Here is a 17,154-nt window from a genome sequence, read left to right as displayed (position 1 = left end):
GCTTGGCCCCGAAAGGGAGGGGAAACCCGCAAGGCGACGCGGGTAATATCCGACCCCTCGAACCTTCGGCAGCCACATGCAATCTCCACTCAAAGTCGGTGTCATCGGTGTCGGTGCCATGGGCTTGGCGATGGCGACCAACCTGCATGGCAAAGGGTACGCAGTGCAAGCGCGTGACGTTGCCGACACGGCGATAGATGCTGCTGCCGCTGCCGGCATCGGCACCTGCAAATCGCCACGCGAACTTGCCGACTGGGCCGACCTGCTGATCGTGGTCGTCGTCAACGCGAAGCAGATCGAAGAGGTGCTCTTCGGCGTCGACGGTGTCGTGAAATGCAGCCGCGGCGACAGTCACATCGATCGCGACAACGGCAGCGGGAACGCACCGGTCGTGATGCTCTGTTCCACCGTATCTCCAATCGACAGCGCACAGTTCGGACACCGCCTCGCCGCCGTTGGCATCGCGACGCTCGACGCACCGATCTCCGGTGGCCCGGTGCGCGCAGCCAACGGCACGATGACCCTCATGCTGGCTGGCGACCAGCGCATCGTCAAGCGGCTCGACGGCGTACTGAACGACCTCGCATCGAAGGTCTTTTTCATCAGCGAAACCATCGGCGATGGCGCGAAGACCAAGCTGGTCAACAACATGCTCGCCGGCATCAACCTCACCGCGGGTGCCGAGGCATTGGCGCTGGGTCATCGGCTGGGGCTCGACCGCCAGCAGCTGTTCGACGTCATCTGCGCATCGAGCGGGGCCTCGTGGATTTTCGAAGACCGCATGGCGCGTGCCTTGCGCGACGACTATGCGCCGCGCGCACAGGCGCACATCCTGACCAAAGACGTCGGCCTCGCGGTCGACATGGCGGCAGGCGCAAGCATCGAGACGCCGCTGGGCGCTGCTGCATTGCAGATCTTCAAGGCGACGATCGCGGCCGGTTTGTCAGACGAAGACGACGCGGCCGTTATCAAGACGATAGACCCGCACTTCAACCGCGCAAAACAACGAGAGACGTCGCATGACTGAAGCCTCAGCATCTGCCGTCGAAGCGCGACCCGTCGCGGTTGTCACCGGGGCTGCCAGCGGCATCGGCGCTGCGACGATGGCTTTGTTGGTCAGCCGCGGCTGGCGCGTCGCGGGCATCGACATCGACGGCGCGACATTGAAGTCGACCGTTGATCGCGTCAACGGCAAAACACCATCCGGCACCGACGTCTCCTCGATCGCGAGTGCCTTCGTCGCCGACGTTGCAGACGAGGCCGCCGTCGTCTCCGCCTTCAAGGAAATCGAATCGGCTTTCGGCACGATCCATGGCCTTGTCACCAGCGCGGGCATGGCCGACACGACGCCGTTCATGGATCTGACCGTCGACATCTTTCGCCGTGCCCACGACGTCAACGTCATCGGCACCTGGCTTTGCATGCGCGAAGCCGCGTTGCGCATGAAGCCGGGCGGTCGCATCTGCACTGTAGCCAGCGTGGCGGGCATTCGCGGCGGCGGCCTGTCGGGCACGGCAGCGTATGCAGCCTCCAAAGGGGCGGTGCTGGCGCTGACAAAGAACGCAGCACGCGCGCTGGGCGAACGCGGCATCAGCGTGAACACGGTCGCTCCCGGGGCAACAGAGACACCGATGATCGCGGCGCCGCTCGCCATTCCCGGCAACCGCCAGCGCCTCGAATCGATGAGCGTGCAGCAGCGCATCGCGAGCCCTGAGCAGATCGCCAACGCCATCGCGTTTTTGATCTCGTCCGAATCGTCGATCGTCACCGGCTCCACGCTGGTGGCCGACGGCGGCTTGCTGATGTATTGAGTGTCGAGTCCGCTTCAAGTGCCATCGTTTTTCACAAACCCATCAACAAAACCAGGAGACAAGCCATGACCATTTCCCGCCGCAAGTTCGTACAAGGGACCGCCGCAGCCAGCGGCATTGCGCTCGCCGCCACCCATCACATCGCGAGCGCGCAGACCGCCGAGTTCCAGATGAAGTGGGCCAGCAACATCCCCGTCACGCACCCGACCAACGTGCGCGTGAAAGAAGCGCTCGACCTCATCCGCAAGGACACCAACGGCAAGGTCGACATCCAGTTGTTTCCAAACAACCAACTGGGCGGCGACACCGACATGCTTTCGCAGGTGCGCTCGGGTGCCATCGACTTCTTTCCGCTGTCGGGCCTGATCCTGCAGACGCTGGTGCCGGTGGCCGGCATCAACGGCGTGGCCTTCGCCTTCAAGGACTACGCCACCGTGTGGGCCGCGATGGACGGCGACCTCGGCGCGCATGTGCGTGCAGCCATCACCAAGGCCAACCTGTATGTCTTCGACAAGCCGCTGGACAACGGCTACCGCGACATCACCAGCTCGACGCGCCCTATCGTCGTGCCTGAAGACTTGAAAGGCTTCAAGATCCGCGTGCCTGTGAGCCCGCTGTGGACCTCGCTGTTCAAGGCTTTCGGTGCATCGCCGACCAGCATCAACTTCGCCGAGGTTTATTCCGCCCTGCAGACCAAGGTGGTCGAAGGACAGGAGAACCCGCTGGCGATCATCGAGATCGCCAAGCTGTACGAAGTGCAGAAGTATTGCTCGATGACCAACCACATGTGGGACGGCCAGTGGATTTTGTCCAACACCAAGAAGTGGGCCGCGCTGCCAGCCGACATCCAGGCCATCATTACCAAGCACATCACCGAGAAGGTTGTGGCACAGCGCGACGATCTGCGCCGGCTCAACAACAACGTCGAGGTCACGCTGAAGGCCAAGGGCATGACCTTCAACACGCCCGACGTCGAACCGTTCCGCGCAACGCTGAGCAAGGCCGGCTTCTACAAGGAGTGGAAGGGCAAGTTCGGCGACGAGGCCTGGGGCAAGCTCGAAAAATACGCCGGCAAGCTCGTCTGAAGTCGTTCCATGCACCTTGAAGACGAGGCAGGCGCGGCCCCGGTCGCGCTGCGCCGCTTTCCTCGACTGGACCGGGGACTCGCGCTCCTGACGGAAATTCCGGCGGCGGCGCTGGTCGTGCTCGAAGTGGTCATCCTTCTGGCGGGCGTGATATCGCGCTATGTGTTCAACCAGCCGCTCACATGGTCGGACGAACTCGCGTCGATCCTGTTCCTGTGGCTGGCGATGCTGGGTGCGGTGATCGCACTGCGGCGCGGCGAGCACATGCGCCTCAGCACTTTTGTCGGGCGCATGTCCCCCGCGGTTCGACCGTGGGTCGAGTCGCTGGCCTTGATGCTGGTCATCGTCTTTCTCGTCATGTTCCTGCCGGCTGCGCTCGAGCACATGGAACAGCAGTGGCCGGTGGTCACGCCAGCGCTCGAAATCCCGGACGGCATGCGCGTCGCGGCTATTGCCTGCGGCGCTGTGCTGATGCTGCTGATCGCGACCATCAAGCTGATCGAAAAATGCACATGGCGGCAGGTCGCGCTGGTGGTCGGCACCACGCTCGTGGTCGCGCTGGTGCTGTGGCTCGCAAAGCCGCTGTTCAGGCAACTGGGCAACCTGAACCTCGTGATCTTTTTCGTGATCGGCGTCGGCGCAGCCGTGGTCATGGGAACGCCGATCGCGTTCGCCTTCGGCGCGGGCACGGTGAGCTATCTGGCGCTGGCGACCAACACGCCGATGTCGATCGTCGCCGGGCGCATCGACGAGGGCATGTCGTCGCTCATTCTTCTCTCCGTGCCACTGTTCGTCTTCCTCGGCGCGCTGATCGAAATGACCGGGCTGGCGCGCGCGATGATTGAATTTTTGTCGTCGCTGCTCGGGCATGTTCGCGGCGGACTGCAATACGTGTTGCTCGGCGCGATGTATCTGGTTTCGGGCATCTCCGGCTCCAAGGCGGCCGACATGGCGGCGGTGGCACCGGCCCTCTTCCCCGAAATGAAGAAGAGAGGCAGCAAGGACGGCGACCTCATCGCGCTGCTCTCGGCCTCGGGCGCCATGTCGGAGACCATACCGCCGAGTCTCGTGCTCATCACCATCGGGTCGGTGACTGGCGTTTCGATTGCCGCGCTGTTCACGGGCGGCCTGTTGCCTGCGCTGGTCGGCATGCTGGCCCTTTGCGTGGTGGTCGCGTGGCAGACGCGTGGCGAGGACATGCGCGGCGTGCAGCGCGCCAGCAGGCGCCAGATCGGCCGTGCGCTGCTGATCGCGCTCCCGGCCCTCGCATTGCCTTTCGTGATCCGTACGGTGGTGGTCGAAGGCGTCGCCACGGCCACCGAGGTGTCGACCGTCGGCGTGGTCTACACGCTGCTCGCCGGCCTGTTGATCTACCGCCAGTTCGACTGGCGGCGCGTCTATCCGATGCTGGTCGAAACGGCTTCGCTGTCCGGCGCGATCCTGCTCATCATCGGCTGCGCGACCGCGATGGCCTGGGCGCTGACGCAATCGGGCTTTTCACACCAGCTGGTCGAGGCCATGCAAAGCATGCCGGGCGGCAAGGCCGGCTTCATGGCGGCGTCGGTCGTAGCCTTCGTCATTCTGGGCAGCGTGCTCGAGGGCATTCCGGCCATCGTGCTGTTCGGGCCGCTGCTGTTTCCGGCGGCGCGTGCGCTCGGCGTGAACGAAGTGCACTACGCGATGGTCGTGGTGTTCGCGATGGGCCTGGGGCTCTTCGCGCCGCCTTTCGGCGTCGGCTTCTATGCAGCCTGCGCCATCGGGCGCGTGGCACCCGACAAGGCCTTCAACCGTGTGTGGCCGCACCTTGCGGCGCTGCTGGTGGCGCTGATCGTCATTGCCGCGGTGCCGTGGATTTCGATCGGCTTCCTCTGAGCTTTCTGTAGCGTTCAGCCACCGGACGCGAGTTCCCGGCAGCGCTTCAGATTGCTATCGAAGCGCGGCGCAAGCCGCGGTTCGCACACGTCGCCGTTCGGAATGAGCCGGCACAGCCCGACCACCAGAAAGTCAGACACCGCTTCGGTACATGTCGCATAGCGAGTGAGCGCCGGGTTGTCCGTCGACTTGAAGCCCCACTGCTGCGAGAAGTCGAGCATGCGACCCATCGCGTCTTCGAAATAGTCGCGGTCGCGCTCGGACACGGCGCCTTCCATCTTGGGCAGCTCTTCGTTCAAAAAGCCCATGGCGGCGCGTGGAAATTCGGCTGACGCCGCAGAACTCGACGGAGGCAACGGCTGCGCCCAGGCGAGCGGCGCAACCGAAGCGGCGAGCCAGAGCGCCGAGGCGGACAGCAGCCGCGGGAACACAAGGCGGACGGTCGATGATTTGATTCGCATGACGACGGATTTTGCTACGAGCACTCGCTACCATGCGCAACCGGCGCTCGACGCCGGATCAACGAAAAACATTGGAGACAAACCATGACATCTCTCACCCGGGTTCGCGCGGCTGCTGCGCTCGCAACCATGGCCGCACTCGCGACGCTGGCTGGCTGTACCGGCATGTCCACCACCACGCCGCAGCGACAACTCATGCTCGTCGCCAACGACGAAAAGCAGTCGTGGAACGATGCCGGCGCCGCGATCCTCGGCGCACCAGGCCGCGACACCGTGCAGGTGCTCGACATCGGCACCGACCCGCTGGCACCCAGGTCACTGGTCTCGCTGCAGCTCGACAACACCGTGGTCGGCCCGCCCACCAACCTGGCGATCAACCCGACCGAGACGCTGGCGCTCATCGCCAACTCCGTCAACGTGGTGGAAGAGAACGGCGTCAAGAAGCAGGTGCCCGACAACCGCCTCTTCGTCATCGACCTGACGACGAACCCGCCCAAGCTCATCGACACGCTCGCCATCGGCAAGCAGCCTTCGGGGCTGACGATCAATCGCGCCGGCACGCTCGCACTGGTCGCCAACCGTGCCGACAACTCGGTGAGCGTGCTGCGCATCGCGGGCAAGCAGGTGACGCTGATCGACACCGTCGCGATGGGCGATTCGGTCGCGCACGTGCGCTTCACGCCCGATGGCCGGCGCGCGCTGGCGGCCAAGTTTCCAAGCCACAAGATCGCGCTGCTCGATGTCGCGGGTGAAAAGGTCAGCTACAACAAGGTCGACCTCGCGGCCGGTCTGTGGCCGTACAACGTCGACGTGACGCCTGACGGCAAGATCGCACTCACTGCGGACAACGGCAACTCCGGCGCGTCCGACGGCCAGATAGACACGGTGAGCGTGATCGACATGGAAGCCCAACCACCGCGCGTGATCGACAAGGTGGTAGTCGGCGATGGCCCCGAGGGGCTTGCCATCAGCCCGACCGGCCGGCACGCGGTGGCGGTAATCCTGCGCGGCAGCAATGCATCGAAGAGCGCATATTTCTACAACCGCAACGGTTCGGTCGTGCTGCTCAAGATCGACGGCAAGAAGGTGACTCGCGGCAACGAGGTCGAAGTCCGCGGCCTGCCCGAGGCGGCCGTGTGGAGCGCCGACGGCAAGTACCTCTACGTCGGCAACTTCATCGATCAGGACATCAGCATCTTGCGCATGGACGGCGACACGCTGGTACCGACGGGCAAGTCGTTCGCACTGCAGGGCCATCCGGCCGCGATGAGGAGCAAGACCAACTGATGGCACGAAACAAGGCCCCGGAGCGCGCGCCGCGGATGGTCGAGCGCGGCATTTTGTGCGTGCTGATCGGGGCTGCGGTGATGCTGGCGCCGCGCTTTTTGCCGCCGTCGAATCTCATGAATACCGTGGCCGGCGCTTCGGTGGTCGGCTGGTTCGCGGTTGTGCTGGGCGCGACACTCATCGTGGTTGACCTGATATCGCGCAGCCGACATCGCAAGTAAGCTCCCGTTCTCCAAAAATCAGTCCAACAGGAGACATCCGATGGAAAAAACCCTCCCAATATCGAAGCAACCGGCACAGCCGGCGGGGCTCGCTTCAGCGAGCGAAGAATCCACGTACCGCAAGGTCACGGTCCGCCTCGTCCCGTTTCTTTTTCTTTGCTACGTGGCGGCGTATCTCGACCGGGTGAATGTCGGCTTTGCCAAGCTCGGCATGTTGGCCGACCTGCAGTTCAGCGAGACGGTCTACGGCCTCGGCGCCGGCATATTCTTCATCGGCTATTTCATCTTCGAGATACCGAGCAATCTCATCCTGCATCGCGTCGGTGCCCGCATGTGGATCGCACGCATCATGATTTCGTGGGGCGTCATTTCGTCCGCGATGATGTTCGTGCAGACGCCCACGCAGTTCTACATCGCGCGCTTTTTGCTGGGCGTATCAGAAGCAGGCTTCTTCCCCGGCATCATTCTTTATCTCACCTACTGGTACCCGGCAGCGCGGCGCGGCCAGATCATCTCGATGTTCATGACGGCAGTGGCCGTCGCGGGCATCATCGGCAGCCCGCTCTCTGGCTGGATCCTGCAGACCATGGGCGGCGTGAGCGGCCTTGCGGCCTGGCAGTGGCTCTTCTTGCTCGAAGGCATCCCGTCGGTGCTGATCGGCATCTGGGTCATCTTCTATCTCGACGACTCGATCGAGAAGAGCAAATGGCTCGACGCTGGTGAAAAGGCCATGCTGGCGCGCAACGTCGCAGCCGACAACATCGGCAAGGTCGCCACGTCGGCCGCCGAAGGGTTGAAGAATCCGAAGATCTGGCTCATGGCGCTGATCTACTTTTCGTTCGTGATGGGCCTCTACGGCGTCAGCTTCTGGCTGCCCAGCATCATCAAGGCGATGGGCGTGAAGAGTGCGCTCGACATCGGTTTGCTGACGGCCATCCCATGGATTGCCGGGGCTGTCTGCATGGTGCTGGTCGGACGTCGGTCAGACCGCACCGGCGAGCGCCGCTGGCACATCATCGTGCCGGCGTTCCTGGGCTGCATCGGCTTCATCCTGAGCGTGCAGTTGGCGTCGAACACCGTGCTTGCCATGGCATCGCTGACGCTGGCCACGGCCGGCATCCTGGCGACGCTGCCACTGTTCTGGAGCTTGCCCACCGCCCTGCTCGGCGGCAGCAGCGGGCATCGCGCTCATCAACTCCTTCGGCAACCTGGCGGGCTTTGTCAGCCCTTACATGATCGGCTGGATCAAGGACATGACGAAGAGCACCGACAACGGCATGTACATGCTGGCCGGCGCAATGCTGATCGGTGGTTTGCTGGTTTGGTTTGGCGTGTCCGCGCGCGAGGTCGAAAGAAAATAGCCCGGGCTTTCAGCCCTTGCGTCGAACCCGCTTGAAGAGTTCGACGCCCGCCAGCACGATGGCGCCAGCAACGAGGCCGATGCCGGCGTTCACCAGCATCGAGCCGATCGTGCCCAGCACGCCCGCAGTGGCAGCCCAGGCCTCGACCGCATGGCCGAACGCCGGTACGCCGTGCACCAAAATGCCGCCGCCGACCAAAAACATCGCGACGGTACCTGCGACGGACAAAGCCTTCATGAGCCACGGCGCTGCGACCAGAATGCCGCGTCCCAGGGCCTGCGCACCGGAACCCGGGCGCTGCGTCAGGTAAAGCCCCGCATCGTCGAGCTTGACGATGCCGGCGACCAGGCCGTACACGCCGATGGTCATGATCAGCGCGATGCCCACGAGCACCGTCAACTGCGTGACGAAAGGCTGACCCTGCACCGTGCCGAGAGTGATCGCGATGATTTCTGCAGACAGGATGAAGTCGGTGCGAACGGCGCCCTTGATCTTGTCTTTTTCCACCGCCACGACATCGACGGACGAGTCCGCGACGGCCTTCTCGTGGCGCGATGTGTCGGCAGCGTGTTCGTCCTTGTGCAGGAACTTGTGGGCGAGCTTTTCGCAGCCCTCGAAACACAGGAAAGCCCCGCCCACCATCAGCAGCGGCGTGACCAGCCATGGCAACCAGGTGCCGATCGCCAATGCCGCCGGCACCAGGATCGCCTTGTTGATCAACGAGCCCTTGCACACGGCCCACACCACCGGCAATTCGCGATCGGCCTTCACGCCGGACACCTGCTGCGCATTGAGCGCGAGGTCATCGCCCAGCACGCCAGCCGTTTTTTTGGCGGCGACTTTGGTCAGTAGCGAAACGTCGTCGAGCACCGATGCGATGTCGTCGATCAGCAGGAAAAGACTGGTGGCCATGGCGCGCCTTAAAAGCTGCTCAATGCAATGCCGGCCACCGCTGCCAACGACGCGCCGAAGATGGTCAGTCCGAGAGCCCGTCGGCGCGTGGTCAGAACCCACAGCGTGACGCCCGAGAGCGACAAGAAGATCAGGCTGCCAGCCAGCGTGTCGATCAGCAGAATCCATGCGATCGGCATGCCGCTGCCCTTGTGCATGCTGGTCAACGTCGCGACGATGCCATTGCGCGTGGTGTTGATGCCGATCGACCGATTGCCCTGCCAATAGTCGGCCTGAATGGTCTCGTTCGGGCCGCCAAAATTGAAGACCCAGTGCGCGGGCTGAGTCAGCGCGGGTGCCGACTTGTCGCTCTTGTCGGCCCACGGCACCGGGCGAGCGTCCTCGATGCGGCTGGAGCTGGGCGGCCCGTCGGTGCGCAGCGCGGTCACGAGCCAGGCGCTCATTGCCTCGGGCGTGTCGGGTACCGGATCGGGAAGCGCCAATTGCGCACGTGAGCGCTCCTGCGCCTGCGGCAGCTTCAGCACGTTTCGGTGATTCAGGAAGATGCCGCTGAACCCCATCAACAGGCCCAGCACGGCACCCCACAGGCCGAACCAGCCATGCGTTCGACGAATCCAGCGAACGACGTCGGCCCGGCGCTGGTGGTCTGCAGCAGCGGCGGTGGCGGCCATCAGACGACGGCGCGCTTCAACCGGATTTCTTCGATCTTGACCGCGCCGAGCGCGGTGGTCTTGAGCGTTTTCATCTCGCGCTTGAAGCCGGCGAGTTCGTGGAAGCGCATCGCACGTTCGTTGCGGACCGGCACCCATATCGTGACGACCGTGCAGCCCTCTTCTTCCAGACCGTCGCGGGCCGCATCCCACAGCATGACGCCAACGCCTTCGTCCCAATGGCCGGGCTTGACGTAGATCGACCAGATCTCACCGGTGGTCGAAGGCGTCTTGGCGTCGCGTGAGCGGTCGTAACCGACGAAGCCGACGATTTCTTCGCCATCGTCGGTCGTGCTCACCGCGACCTGCACTTGCGGCTCGCTGAACTCGATGGCTTCACGCCACTTGGCTTCGCGTGTGGTGGACGCCAGGGCGCGCAACTGGTCTTCCGGCAGGATGCCTTCGTAGGCGGCCTTGGCGGACAGGGCATGGACTTCGGCGATGGCTTTGGCATCGGCCATGACGGCGGGACGAACTTCGTAATCGGACATGGATCGGGGCAGTGACTGGTAGACCCGCTATTGTCGCCGCGCCGCTAAACTCCTCAGTCGCATCCGCATTACCAGGAGAGTCAGATGGCTAAAAGTCAGCAGCGCAGCAGCAAGGAAACCAAGAAACCGAAGAAGGACACCTCGCCTCCCAAGCCACCGGCGGTGGGCGGCGAACCCGTGCGCGCAACCGTCACCACCGCGGTGATTCCGCGCGGCAAGCTCAAGAACAAGTGACCGACGAGGCAGCACCGCCGGAGTCGCTGCCTGCGGAAGCGGCGGTGCCTGTCAAGAAGTCAGCGCAGCCGCACAACCCGCTGCACGGGTTGACGCTCGAGGTCATCGTGACCGCACTGGCCGACTACTACGGCTGGGAAAGCTTGGGGCAGCAGGTTCCAGTGCGTTGCTTCACCGTCGACCCGAGCGTCGGGTCGAGTCTCAAGTTTCTGCGCAAGACACCGTGGGCGCGCGACAAGGTCGAAAGCCTCTATCTCTTCATGTTGCGCGACCAGAAGCGCGAGCAAAAGCTCGTGCGGGAGCGCTCCCGGCCGCCCGGCTGAGGCTTCCTAGATGAAGGTGCGCATCGAGCCTGACGGGTTCGGCTTCGACGCCGATGGCGAGTCGACGCTGCTTCAGTCGGCCGATGCGGCCGGCATCGAGTTGCCGAGTTCATGCCGCAACGGCACCTGCCGGACCTGCATCTGCAAACTGCTGGCGGGCCGGGTGCGCTACCGGATCGAATGGCCTGGCGTCAGTGTCGAAGAAAAAGCCGAGGGCTGGATCTTGCCCTGCGTGGCGGAGCCGCTGAGCGACGTCAGCCTCGACGTGCCGTTTGCGATGCTGGCCGTTTCGCCTCGCTGAATCGCTGCCCTGTTCAGTTCTTCGGCTCGACTTCTTCCGGCACAACCAGCGAGGCGTTTGTCGACGCGATGCGGTCGCGCTGCGCCAGCGACGGGAACAGGCGGAACCACGTCAGCGCCACGAGCACCGTACCGACGCCGCCCGCCACCACCGAACCGACCGGCCCGAGCAGGGCAGCAGTCGCCCCCGACTCGAACTCGCCGAGCTGATTGCTGGCGCCGATGAAGATCGAATTGACCGCACTCACGCGGCCGCGCATGGCATCTGGCGTATCGAGTTGGACCAGCGTCTGGCGGATCACGACATTGACCATGTCGGCGCCGCCCGAAACGGCCAGCGCGATCAGCGACACGGCGAAGCTCTTCGAGATGCCGAACACGATCATGCAGATGCCGAAGAGCCCGACCACCAGCAGCAACGTGCGCCCGACGTGCCGCTCGATCGGCCGGCGCGTGAGCATGATCGACATCACCAGCGCACCCACCGCCGGCGCGCCGCGCAGTAGCCCGAGGCCCCACGGGCCGGTGTGCAGGATGTCGCGCGCGTAGATGGGCAGCAGTGCCACGGCACCGCCCAGCAGCACCGCGAACAGGTCGAGCGACACGGCACCGAGCACGGTCTTGCGCTTCCAGATGAAGTCGACGCCCGCCAGGACCGTGGCAACCGTGGTCGGTTCGCGCGGCGCCGGCGTGTAGGCATAGCGCAGCCGCACGACCAGCAAGCAGCCGACGACGAAGCAAAGCACGCTGGCGCCATAGACAGCGCCGACGCCGAGGATGAACAGCAGACCGCCAAGCGCAGGCCCGCCGATGATCGCGCCCTGCATGCCGGCCGAGCTGAAGGCCATCGCACGCGACAGCATCGTCGGTGGCACCAAAAGCGGCGTGAGCGCCTGCTGTGCCGGCATCTGGAACGCACGCACGGCGCCGAGCACCAGCGACAGGCCCAACAGCAACCCACGTGAATCGTGATGCGACTGATGCGCCGTCAACAGCGCCAGCGCCACCAGCCCCTGCACGGCGAAGCATGCCGCCACGATGCGCCCGCGGTGATGCCGGTCGACCACGTGGCCCGCGTAGAGCGCCAGTACCAGCGCCGGCACGAATTGATAGAGCCCGACCAGGCCCAAGTCCCAGGCGCTGGCGGTAAGGTCGTACATGTGCCAGCCGATGGCGACCAGCAGCATCTGCGACGCCGCCGTACCGAAAAGTCGCGCGACCCACATGCGCATGAACGGGCGCTGGCGCGTGAGATCGGAAAAACCGGGAGGAGAAGTCGCTGCCAAGCCTTGGGCAGGGGCGGAAGCAGAGGCGGAAGCGGGACCGGGCATGACCGCCGAGGATAGCCGAGGCGATTGAGGCTGGCGTGAGGCGGGCGAGCGGGCAGGCGGGTGGGCTTCTACACTCGTCGACACGCCGCGCCCAATGACCGACCTCCACCTGATTCACGAAGACGCGCACCTGCTGGTATTCGACAAGCCCGCCGGGCTCCTCTGCGTACCCGGCCGTGGCGAAGACAAGCAGGACTGCCTGAGCGCACGAGCACAGCAACGCTGGCCGGATGCGCTCGTCGTGCACCGGCTCGACATGTCAACGAGTGGACTGGTCGTGATGGCACGCGGCATCGATATGCAGCGGGCGCTTGGCGATGCATTCGCGAGGCGCGAAGTACACAAGCGCTACGAAGCGATCGTCGATGGTGTGTTGCCCATCTCAGAAGAGTGGGCCACCATCGACGCGCCACTGATGTCCGACTGGCCGCGTCGGCCATCGCAGAAGATCGATGCGGCAGGAAAGCCGAGCCTGACGCGCTGGCGGGCGCTCGGGCCGATGACGCTTCAGCGCGCGCAAGAGCGGATGGCGACCCATGTTTTGCTGGAGCCGCTGACGGGTCGCACTCACCAGCTGCGCGTGCATCTCGCGTCGATCGGGCACGCAATCGTCGGCGATGCGCTGTATGCGAGCGAAGCGGTCAGGCAACTCGCAACGCGGCTGATGCTGCACTCGACGGTGCTGGCGTTGGTGCATCCGGTGACGCGGCAAACAATACGTTTCGAGAGCGTCGCGCCATTCGATGCGCACACCGGCTCGGGGCGAACACCCTGAGCGACGCCGAGGAAGGCAAACGCCTCCAACCAAAAAGAACCGCTCTATTCGCCCTTGACGACCAGCACCGGCATCCGCGCGTCCTGCAACACGCGTTGCGTCACGCTGCCGAGCAGCAACTTCTCGATGCCCGCACGCCCATGCGAACCCATGACGATCAGGTCGGCACCGATGCCGTTGGCAGTGTCGACGATGCCTTCGTGCACCACGTGCCCGTCGATCACGCGCTGATCGCTGTGCAGCCCTTCAGCCGCCAGCGATGCCACACCGCGTGCCAGCGCCGCATTGGCACTGCTCGTGGCGGCAGCGAGATATTCGTTCTGGCCCAGCGCGTAGTCGGCGCCGATACCGATGAACGGATAGTTGTCGATCACGTGGATCAGCGTGATGCGACTGCCAAAAGCCAGCGCGAGCCCGCTCGCTTTGCTGACCGCGTGCATCGACGTTTCGGAGCCGTCGATGGGAACCAGGATGTGATTGAACATGCGGACCTCCTTTTGTCTTGCGACGACGTTCAGTCGCCCTGAAAACCGTGGGCGCGGCACGTGACCACGAGCGTATCCCGAAAGCCCGGCGCCGTCTCGTCGATCGGCTGGATCGGCGTCGACTCGTGGATCACGCGGGCATCGTCGAGCAACAAAAGACTCCACGGCTCGGTCATCGTAAAGCGTTCCCCGCGGCGACCGTTCGCCTCGAACACGCGCGTCTCGCCACCCTTGACATTGTGCCGTCCGACGAACGCCACCGCCACCAGATCGACGCCGTCACGGTGCGCGCCCTCGGGTGTCGGCCGGCCGATGCCGCCGGCCGTGTCGATGCGGAACTGGTGCGCCTCGAGGGACCAGCGTTGATCACCCCGGAGCCCGCTGGCCAGTCGCGCGAGACCGCGCATCAGGTGCGTCCACACAGGCTGCGCGATCGTGCCGGCGAGCATCGGCTTGAACCACCGCTGCATGCCGCCATGCAGCGCGTTGTATTCGACCGGCTGCCAGTGTGCGCGGTGCGGCACCTGATTCACTTCCGCGTCGTCGACCGTGAAGCAAGCGTGACGGCGCTGCCGGTAGCGGCCACCGTCTTTCAAATATTCATCAGGCGGCAGATCGCTCCAGTCTTCGTGGAGCGCTTCGAGCTGCGTTAGAGGAGCGCCGAGCCATTCAGCGACGCCGTCCGGGCTCAGCACCGCATAACCTTGAGCGCGAAGGAGCGCCAGCGTGTCAGCAGGCGCGGTGAAAGGCGGCGAGAACGGTGGAGAAGAAGTAAGCGCAGGCGCGGAGGGTGAAGCAGGTGGCGGTGAAGCCAACGCGTTCACGCGGCGACCTTGACGCCCTTCCAGAAGGCAACTCGGTCCTTGATTTCATCTGCCGCGGGCTTCGGGTCGGGGTAGTACCAAGCAGCGTCGGCATTCATTTCACCCTTGACCAGCAATGAGTAATAGCTCGCCATGCCCTTCCAGGGACAGGTTGTCTTGTGGTTGCTGAAGGTCACGTGTTCGCGGTTGAGCGAACTCAACGGAAAGTAGTGGTTGCCTTCGACAACCACGGTGTCGTCGCTTTCGGCGATGGTGGCGCCGTTCCAGGTTGCTTTCATTTCATATCTCCAGGAGAGCGTCTATTGTGCCGCCGGCGCGTGGAGCCAGTGGACGCTGAACAGGCGCGCCTCGTCGGTCCACACCGGGCCGGGTCGAAAGCCGGCGCGCACGGCCAGCGCACGGAAGCCTTCGACGGTGAACTTGTGCGAATTCTCGGTATGGATGCTCTCGCCTTCGAAGAAGTCGAAGCGCTCGCCGCCGATGTTCACGGTCTGCGCGCGCCGGCTCACAAGATGCATCTCGATGCGCTGCAGCAGCGGGTTGTAGAACGCGTAATGGCCGAACGCATCGAGGTCGAAGTCGGCACCCAGTTCGCGATTGGCCCGGAGCAGCAGATTCAAATTGAAGGCCGCAGTCACGCCCTGCGCGTCGTTGTACGCCGCGTGCAACCGAGAAGGCTCCTTCACCAGATCGACGCCAACCAGCATGCCGCCGCCGCGCAACAAACGCGCTGCGAGTTGCATGAACGACAGCGCTTCTTCGGGATGAAAGTTGCCAATGGTCGAGCCGGGGAAAAAGCCGACGCGCTGACCGACGCCGGCGCCTGTCGCCGGCAACACCAGCGGCATCGTGTAGTCGGCGACGATCGGTTGCACGACCAACTCCGGATAGTCGGCACGCAGCCGCTCGGCTGCCCCCTCCAGATGTTCGCCCGAGATATCGATCGGCAGGTAACGCCGCGGCGCGTCTTCGGCCTTGAATGCGTCGAACAGCAAGCGCACCTTGGTAAGCGAACCGGCGCCGAATTCCACGAGCTCGGCGCGAGGCCCGATCTGCGCTGCAATCTCGGGCGCACGCTCGGCAAGGATGCGCAGTTCGGTGCGCGTCGGGTAGTACTCGGGCAGTTCGCAAATGCCGTCGAACAAGGCCGAACCCGCAGCATCGTAGAAATACTTGGGCGGCACATTGCGCGGCGTGCGCGCGAGGCCCGCCATCAGGTCGCGGGCGAACTCAGACGGCTCGACCGTGGTGGTGGTCCGAGCACGGGCGCGCGGCATGTCGAGATTGACGACTGGATTTCTCATTTCAGATGTCGCGCGCCAAGCGCACGCCGGTAAATTGCCAGCGGGCTGCCGGCGGAAAAAAGTTGCGATAACTCGGGCGGGTATGGCCCTGCGGGGTCGCCACGCTGCCGCCACGCAATATCAATTGGCCGACCATGAACTTTCCGTTGTATTCGGCGGCGATGCCAGGCAACGGGCGAAAGCCGGGATACGGGTCGTAAGAAGAGCGCGTCCATTGCCAGACGTGGCCAGTGGCTTGCGCCATGCCAGGGGTGTCGATTGCAGCCTCCCATTCGAACTCGGTCGGCAATCGCGCACCGGCCCATTCCGCATAGGCGGACGCTTCATAAAAGCTCAATTGCGACACCGGTGCTTCCGGCTCCATCGGCCGCACACCGTTCAGTCCGAACACCTGCCAGCCAGCGGTGCTCGCACCATGTTGCGCGATGCGTGGATCGTCCGGCGATAGCCAATACGCAGGCGCCCGCAAGTCGTTCGCCTTGACCGCCGCCCAACCATCCGACAGCCAGAAGTCTGGCCGCTGGTAACCGCCGTCGGCAATGAATTGGGCGTAGTCGCCGCAAGTCACCAGACGGTCTGCGATCTCGAACGGGCGCAGAAGCACGGAGTGACGCGGCGTCTCGTTGTCGAATGCAAAATCATTGCCTTCGTCACTCGACTGGAATCCGACCTCGACCACGCCGCCTTCCTGCCGCAACCAACGCGCCGGCGCAGCAACCGAAGCAAGGCGCAGCGCCGGACCATTGGCCGGCCGATACGCAGGCAGCAAAGGGTTGCAGGACAGCGCGTGCAATATGTCGGTAACGAGCAACTCCTGATGCTGCTGCTCGTGATGCAGCCCGAGGACGACGATCGGTTCGATGGTTCGCAACAACGCGTCGTCGGCACCCTCGAGCAACGCCATCACGGATGCATCGACATGCTGACGATAGGCATGCACTTCGTCGATGGACGGACGGGTCAGCAAGCCGCGCTGTGGGCGTGGGTGACGCGGCCCCAGTGCCTCGTAGTACGAGTTGAAAAGGAAATGAAAGCGCGCATCGAACGGCTGGTAGCCGGTCGAATGCATTTGAAGCAGCACCGTCTCGAAGAACCATGTCGTGTGCGCGAGATGCCACTTGGTGGGGCTCGCATCGGGCATCGACTGGATGCACTGGTCTTCAGGAGACAGGGGCGCCGCCAGCCCGACGCTGTGCGCCCTCACCTCAGCGAAGCGCAGTCGCAGCGTATATGCCCCCTGCGCCATCGGCCGTAAAAAGCTCATGAGGTCTCCGTTGAATTAGCAGGAGTGGTTGTAGCCCAAGGTCGGTGACCCGCCGCGTAGGACAAGCCCGCACGGGGCCGGTCGCGCTGGTATCGCTCGACCC

Annotated in this window: 20 protein-coding genes and 1 pseudogene; 11 read left to right on the top strand and 10 right to left on the bottom strand. The window is 64.2% G+C overall.

What is annotated here, in order from left to right; translation table 11 throughout:
• Positions 1–76 precede the first annotated feature (76 nt).
• The 4 genes from RCH10_RS13560 (at position 77) to RCH10_RS13545 (ending at position 4,768) form a co-directional block, all read left to right on the top strand.
• On the top strand, positions 77–1,027 hold the full coding sequence (locus tag RCH10_RS13560; RefSeq protein WP_409052761.1) for an NAD(P)-dependent oxidoreductase: 951 nt from the start codon (positions 77–79) through the stop codon (positions 1,025–1,027).
• The gene (locus RCH10_RS13555) at positions 1,020–1,811 is read left to right on the top strand and encodes an SDR family NAD(P)-dependent oxidoreductase (protein WP_409052760.1); all 792 of its coding nucleotides are present in this window, start codon (positions 1,020–1,022) and stop codon (positions 1,809–1,811) included. The genes RCH10_RS13560 and RCH10_RS13555 overlap by 8 nt, the downstream gene beginning before the upstream one ends.
• Before the next feature lie 65 nt (positions 1,812–1,876).
• Positions 1,877–2,896: a TRAP transporter substrate-binding protein gene (locus RCH10_RS13550; RefSeq protein WP_323502347.1), complete on the top strand. Its 1,020-nt coding sequence runs from the start codon at positions 1,877–1,879 to the stop codon at positions 2,894–2,896.
• Positions 2,897–2,905: 9 nt separating this feature from the next.
• The gene (locus tag RCH10_RS13545; protein WP_409052759.1) at positions 2,906–4,768 is read left to right on the top strand and encodes a TRAP transporter large permease subunit; all 1,863 of its coding nucleotides are present in this window, start codon (positions 2,906–2,908) and stop codon (positions 4,766–4,768) included.
• A gap of 14 nt (positions 4,769–4,782) precedes the next feature.
• On the opposite strand, the gene RCH10_RS13540 is transcribed toward RCH10_RS13545, so the two are convergent.
• Complete coding sequence (locus tag RCH10_RS13540) at positions 4,783–5,229, bottom strand: hypothetical protein (protein ID WP_187051220.1); 447 nt, start codon at positions 5,227–5,229, stop codon at positions 4,783–4,785.
• A gap of 84 nt (positions 5,230–5,313) precedes the next feature.
• On the opposite strand from RCH10_RS13540, the gene RCH10_RS13535 reads away from it, so the two are divergent.
• The 3 genes and pseudogenes from RCH10_RS13535 (at position 5,314) to RCH10_RS13525 (ending at position 8,098) form a co-directional block, all read left to right on the top strand.
• On the top strand, positions 5,314–6,516 hold the full coding sequence (locus RCH10_RS13535) for a YncE family protein (protein WP_409052758.1): 1,203 nt from the start codon (positions 5,314–5,316) through the stop codon (positions 6,514–6,516).
• The gene (locus RCH10_RS13530) at positions 6,516–6,737 is read left to right on the top strand and encodes a hypothetical protein (RefSeq protein ID WP_409052757.1); all 222 of its coding nucleotides are present in this window, start codon (positions 6,516–6,518) and stop codon (positions 6,735–6,737) included. The genes RCH10_RS13535 and RCH10_RS13530 overlap by 1 nt, the downstream gene beginning before the upstream one ends.
• Positions 6,738–6,777: 40 nt before the next feature.
• Positions 6,778–8,098 (top strand): annotated as a pseudogene (locus tag RCH10_RS13525) (MFS transporter).
• Positions 8,099–8,107: 9 nt separating this feature from the next.
• On the opposite strand, the gene RCH10_RS13520 reads toward RCH10_RS13525, so the two are convergent.
• Genes RCH10_RS13520 through RCH10_RS13510 form a run of 3 tightly spaced genes read right to left on the bottom strand, consistent with a single transcriptional unit; the run spans position 8,108 to position 10,211 of the window.
• On the bottom strand, positions 8,108–9,010 hold the full coding sequence (locus RCH10_RS13520) for a DUF808 domain-containing protein (protein ID WP_409052756.1): 903 nt from the start codon (positions 9,008–9,010) through the stop codon (positions 8,108–8,110).
• 8 nt (positions 9,011–9,018) lie between these two features.
• Positions 9,019–9,681, bottom strand: coding sequence for a PepSY-associated TM helix domain-containing protein (locus RCH10_RS13515; protein ID WP_409052755.1), 663 nt, complete (start codon positions 9,679–9,681; stop codon positions 9,019–9,021).
• Positions 9,681–10,211, bottom strand: a complete 531-nt coding sequence (locus RCH10_RS13510; protein ID WP_409052754.1) for a GNAT family N-acetyltransferase — start codon at positions 10,209–10,211, stop codon at positions 9,681–9,683. Before RCH10_RS13510 ends, RCH10_RS13515 begins: the two co-directional genes overlap by 1 nt.
• 84 nt (positions 10,212–10,295) lie before the next feature.
• Here RCH10_RS13510 and RCH10_RS13505 point away from each other — a divergent pair, with 84 nt between their 5' ends.
• From RCH10_RS13505 to RCH10_RS13495, 3 genes are read left to right on the top strand one after another with little or no spacing between them, the layout of a single operon-like run.
• Complete coding sequence (locus RCH10_RS13505; RefSeq protein WP_187051213.1) at positions 10,296–10,445, top strand: hypothetical protein; 150 nt, start codon at positions 10,296–10,298, stop codon at positions 10,443–10,445.
• Positions 10,442–10,768 (top strand): VF530 family DNA-binding protein, encoded by a 327-nt coding sequence (locus tag RCH10_RS13500; protein WP_409052753.1) that lies wholly within the window; start codon positions 10,442–10,444, stop codon positions 10,766–10,768. Before RCH10_RS13505 ends, RCH10_RS13500 begins: the two co-directional genes overlap by 4 nt.
• 10 nt (positions 10,769–10,778) lie before the next feature.
• Positions 10,779–11,069, top strand: coding sequence for a 2Fe-2S iron-sulfur cluster-binding protein (locus tag RCH10_RS13495; RefSeq protein ID WP_409052752.1), 291 nt, complete (start codon positions 10,779–10,781; stop codon positions 11,067–11,069).
• A gap of 13 nt (positions 11,070–11,082) precedes the next feature.
• Here the strand turns inward: RCH10_RS13495 and RCH10_RS13490 are convergent, their stop codons facing one another.
• Positions 11,083–12,399 carry an MFS transporter gene (locus RCH10_RS13490; protein WP_409052751.1) on the bottom strand — a complete coding sequence of 439 codons (1,317 nt, stop codon included), beginning with the start codon at positions 12,397–12,399 and terminating at the stop codon, positions 11,083–11,085.
• Positions 12,400–12,493: 94 nt separating this feature from the next.
• On the opposite strand from RCH10_RS13490, the gene RCH10_RS13485 reads away from it, so the two are divergent.
• On the top strand, positions 12,494–13,174 hold the full coding sequence (locus RCH10_RS13485; protein ID WP_409052750.1) for an RluA family pseudouridine synthase: 681 nt from the start codon (positions 12,494–12,496) through the stop codon (positions 13,172–13,174).
• 44 nt (positions 13,175–13,218) lie between these two features.
• Here RCH10_RS13485 and RCH10_RS13480 read toward each other — a convergent pair whose 3' ends face one another.
• From RCH10_RS13480 to egtB, 5 genes are read right to left on the bottom strand one after another with little or no spacing between them, the layout of a single operon-like run.
• A complete protein-coding gene (locus RCH10_RS13480) occupies positions 13,219–13,659 on the bottom strand; it encodes a universal stress protein (protein WP_323499288.1) in 441 nt (146 codons plus the stop codon).
• 29 nt (positions 13,660–13,688) lie between these two features.
• Positions 13,689–14,474 carry a 2OG-Fe dioxygenase family protein gene (locus RCH10_RS13475; RefSeq protein WP_409052864.1) on the bottom strand — a complete coding sequence of 262 codons (786 nt, stop codon included), beginning with the start codon at positions 14,472–14,474 and terminating at the stop codon, positions 13,689–13,691.
• Between the two features lie 5 nt (positions 14,475–14,479).
• Positions 14,480–14,761: a DUF427 domain-containing protein gene (locus tag RCH10_RS13470; RefSeq protein WP_187051206.1), complete on the bottom strand. Its 282-nt coding sequence runs from the start codon at positions 14,759–14,761 to the stop codon at positions 14,480–14,482.
• Positions 14,762–14,782: 21 nt separating this feature from the next.
• Entirely contained in the window at positions 14,783–15,760 is a 978-nt protein-coding gene (gene egtD / locus RCH10_RS13465) for an L-histidine N(alpha)-methyltransferase (RefSeq protein WP_409052863.1), read from the bottom strand.
• Between the two features lie 28 nt (positions 15,761–15,788).
• Complete coding sequence (egtB, locus tag RCH10_RS13460) at positions 15,789–17,051, bottom strand: ergothioneine biosynthesis protein EgtB (protein ID WP_409052749.1); 1,263 nt, start codon at positions 17,049–17,051, stop codon at positions 15,789–15,791.
• Positions 17,052–17,154 lie beyond the last annotated feature (103 nt).

It is taken from the genome of Variovorax sp. GrIS 2.14, from assembly GCF_046115955.1.
Taxonomy (GTDB): Bacteria; Pseudomonadota; Gammaproteobacteria; order Burkholderiales; family Burkholderiaceae_C; genus Variovorax.
The sequence above is the reverse complement of the archived record's forward strand: the minus strand, read 5'-3'. Positions and strand labels throughout refer to the sequence as shown.

Coding starts and splice junctions, on each gene's coding strand:
- RCH10_RS13560 (WP_409052761.1), top strand. CDS start 77: ATGCAATCTCCACTCAAAGTCGGTGTCATCGGTGTCGGTGCCATGGGC.
- RCH10_RS13555 (WP_409052760.1), top strand. CDS start 1,020: ATGACTGAAGCCTCAGCATCTGCCGTCGAAGCGCGACCCGTCGCGGTT.
- RCH10_RS13550 (WP_323502347.1), top strand. CDS start 1,877: ATGACCATTTCCCGCCGCAAGTTCGTACAAGGGACCGCCGCAGCCAGC.
- RCH10_RS13545 (WP_409052759.1), top strand. CDS start 2,906: ATGCACCTTGAAGACGAGGCAGGCGCGGCCCCGGTCGCGCTGCGCCGC.
- RCH10_RS13540 (WP_187051220.1), bottom strand. CDS start 5,229: ATGCGAATCAAATCATCGACCGTCCGCCTTGTGTTCCCGCGGCTGCTG.
- RCH10_RS13535 (WP_409052758.1), top strand. CDS start 5,314: ATGACATCTCTCACCCGGGTTCGCGCGGCTGCTGCGCTCGCAACCATG.
- RCH10_RS13530 (WP_409052757.1), top strand. CDS start 6,516: ATGGCACGAAACAAGGCCCCGGAGCGCGCGCCGCGGATGGTCGAGCGC.
- RCH10_RS13520 (WP_409052756.1), bottom strand. CDS start 9,010: ATGGCCACCAGTCTTTTCCTGCTGATCGACGACATCGCATCGGTGCTC.
- RCH10_RS13515 (WP_409052755.1), bottom strand. CDS start 9,681: ATGGCCGCCACCGCCGCTGCTGCAGACCACCAGCGCCGGGCCGACGTC.
- RCH10_RS13510 (WP_409052754.1), bottom strand. CDS start 10,211: ATGTCCGATTACGAAGTTCGTCCCGCCGTCATGGCCGATGCCAAAGCC.
- RCH10_RS13505 (WP_187051213.1), top strand. CDS start 10,296: ATGGCTAAAAGTCAGCAGCGCAGCAGCAAGGAAACCAAGAAACCGAAG.
- RCH10_RS13495 (WP_409052752.1), top strand. CDS start 10,779: ATGAAGGTGCGCATCGAGCCTGACGGGTTCGGCTTCGACGCCGATGGC.
- RCH10_RS13490 (WP_409052751.1), bottom strand. CDS start 12,399: ATGCCCGGTCCCGCTTCCGCCTCTGCTTCCGCCCCTGCCCAAGGCTTG.
- RCH10_RS13485 (WP_409052750.1), top strand. CDS start 12,494: ATGACCGACCTCCACCTGATTCACGAAGACGCGCACCTGCTGGTATTC.
- RCH10_RS13480 (WP_323499288.1), bottom strand. CDS start 13,659: ATGTTCAATCACATCCTGGTTCCCATCGACGGCTCCGAAACGTCGATG.
- RCH10_RS13470 (WP_187051206.1), bottom strand. CDS start 14,761: ATGAAAGCAACCTGGAACGGCGCCACCATCGCCGAAAGCGACGACACC.
- egtD (WP_409052863.1), bottom strand. CDS start 15,760: ATGCCGCGCGCCCGTGCTCGGACCACCACCACGGTCGAGCCGTCTGAG.
- egtB (WP_409052749.1), bottom strand. CDS start 17,051: ATGAGCTTTTTACGGCCGATGGCGCAGGGGGCATATACGCTGCGACTG.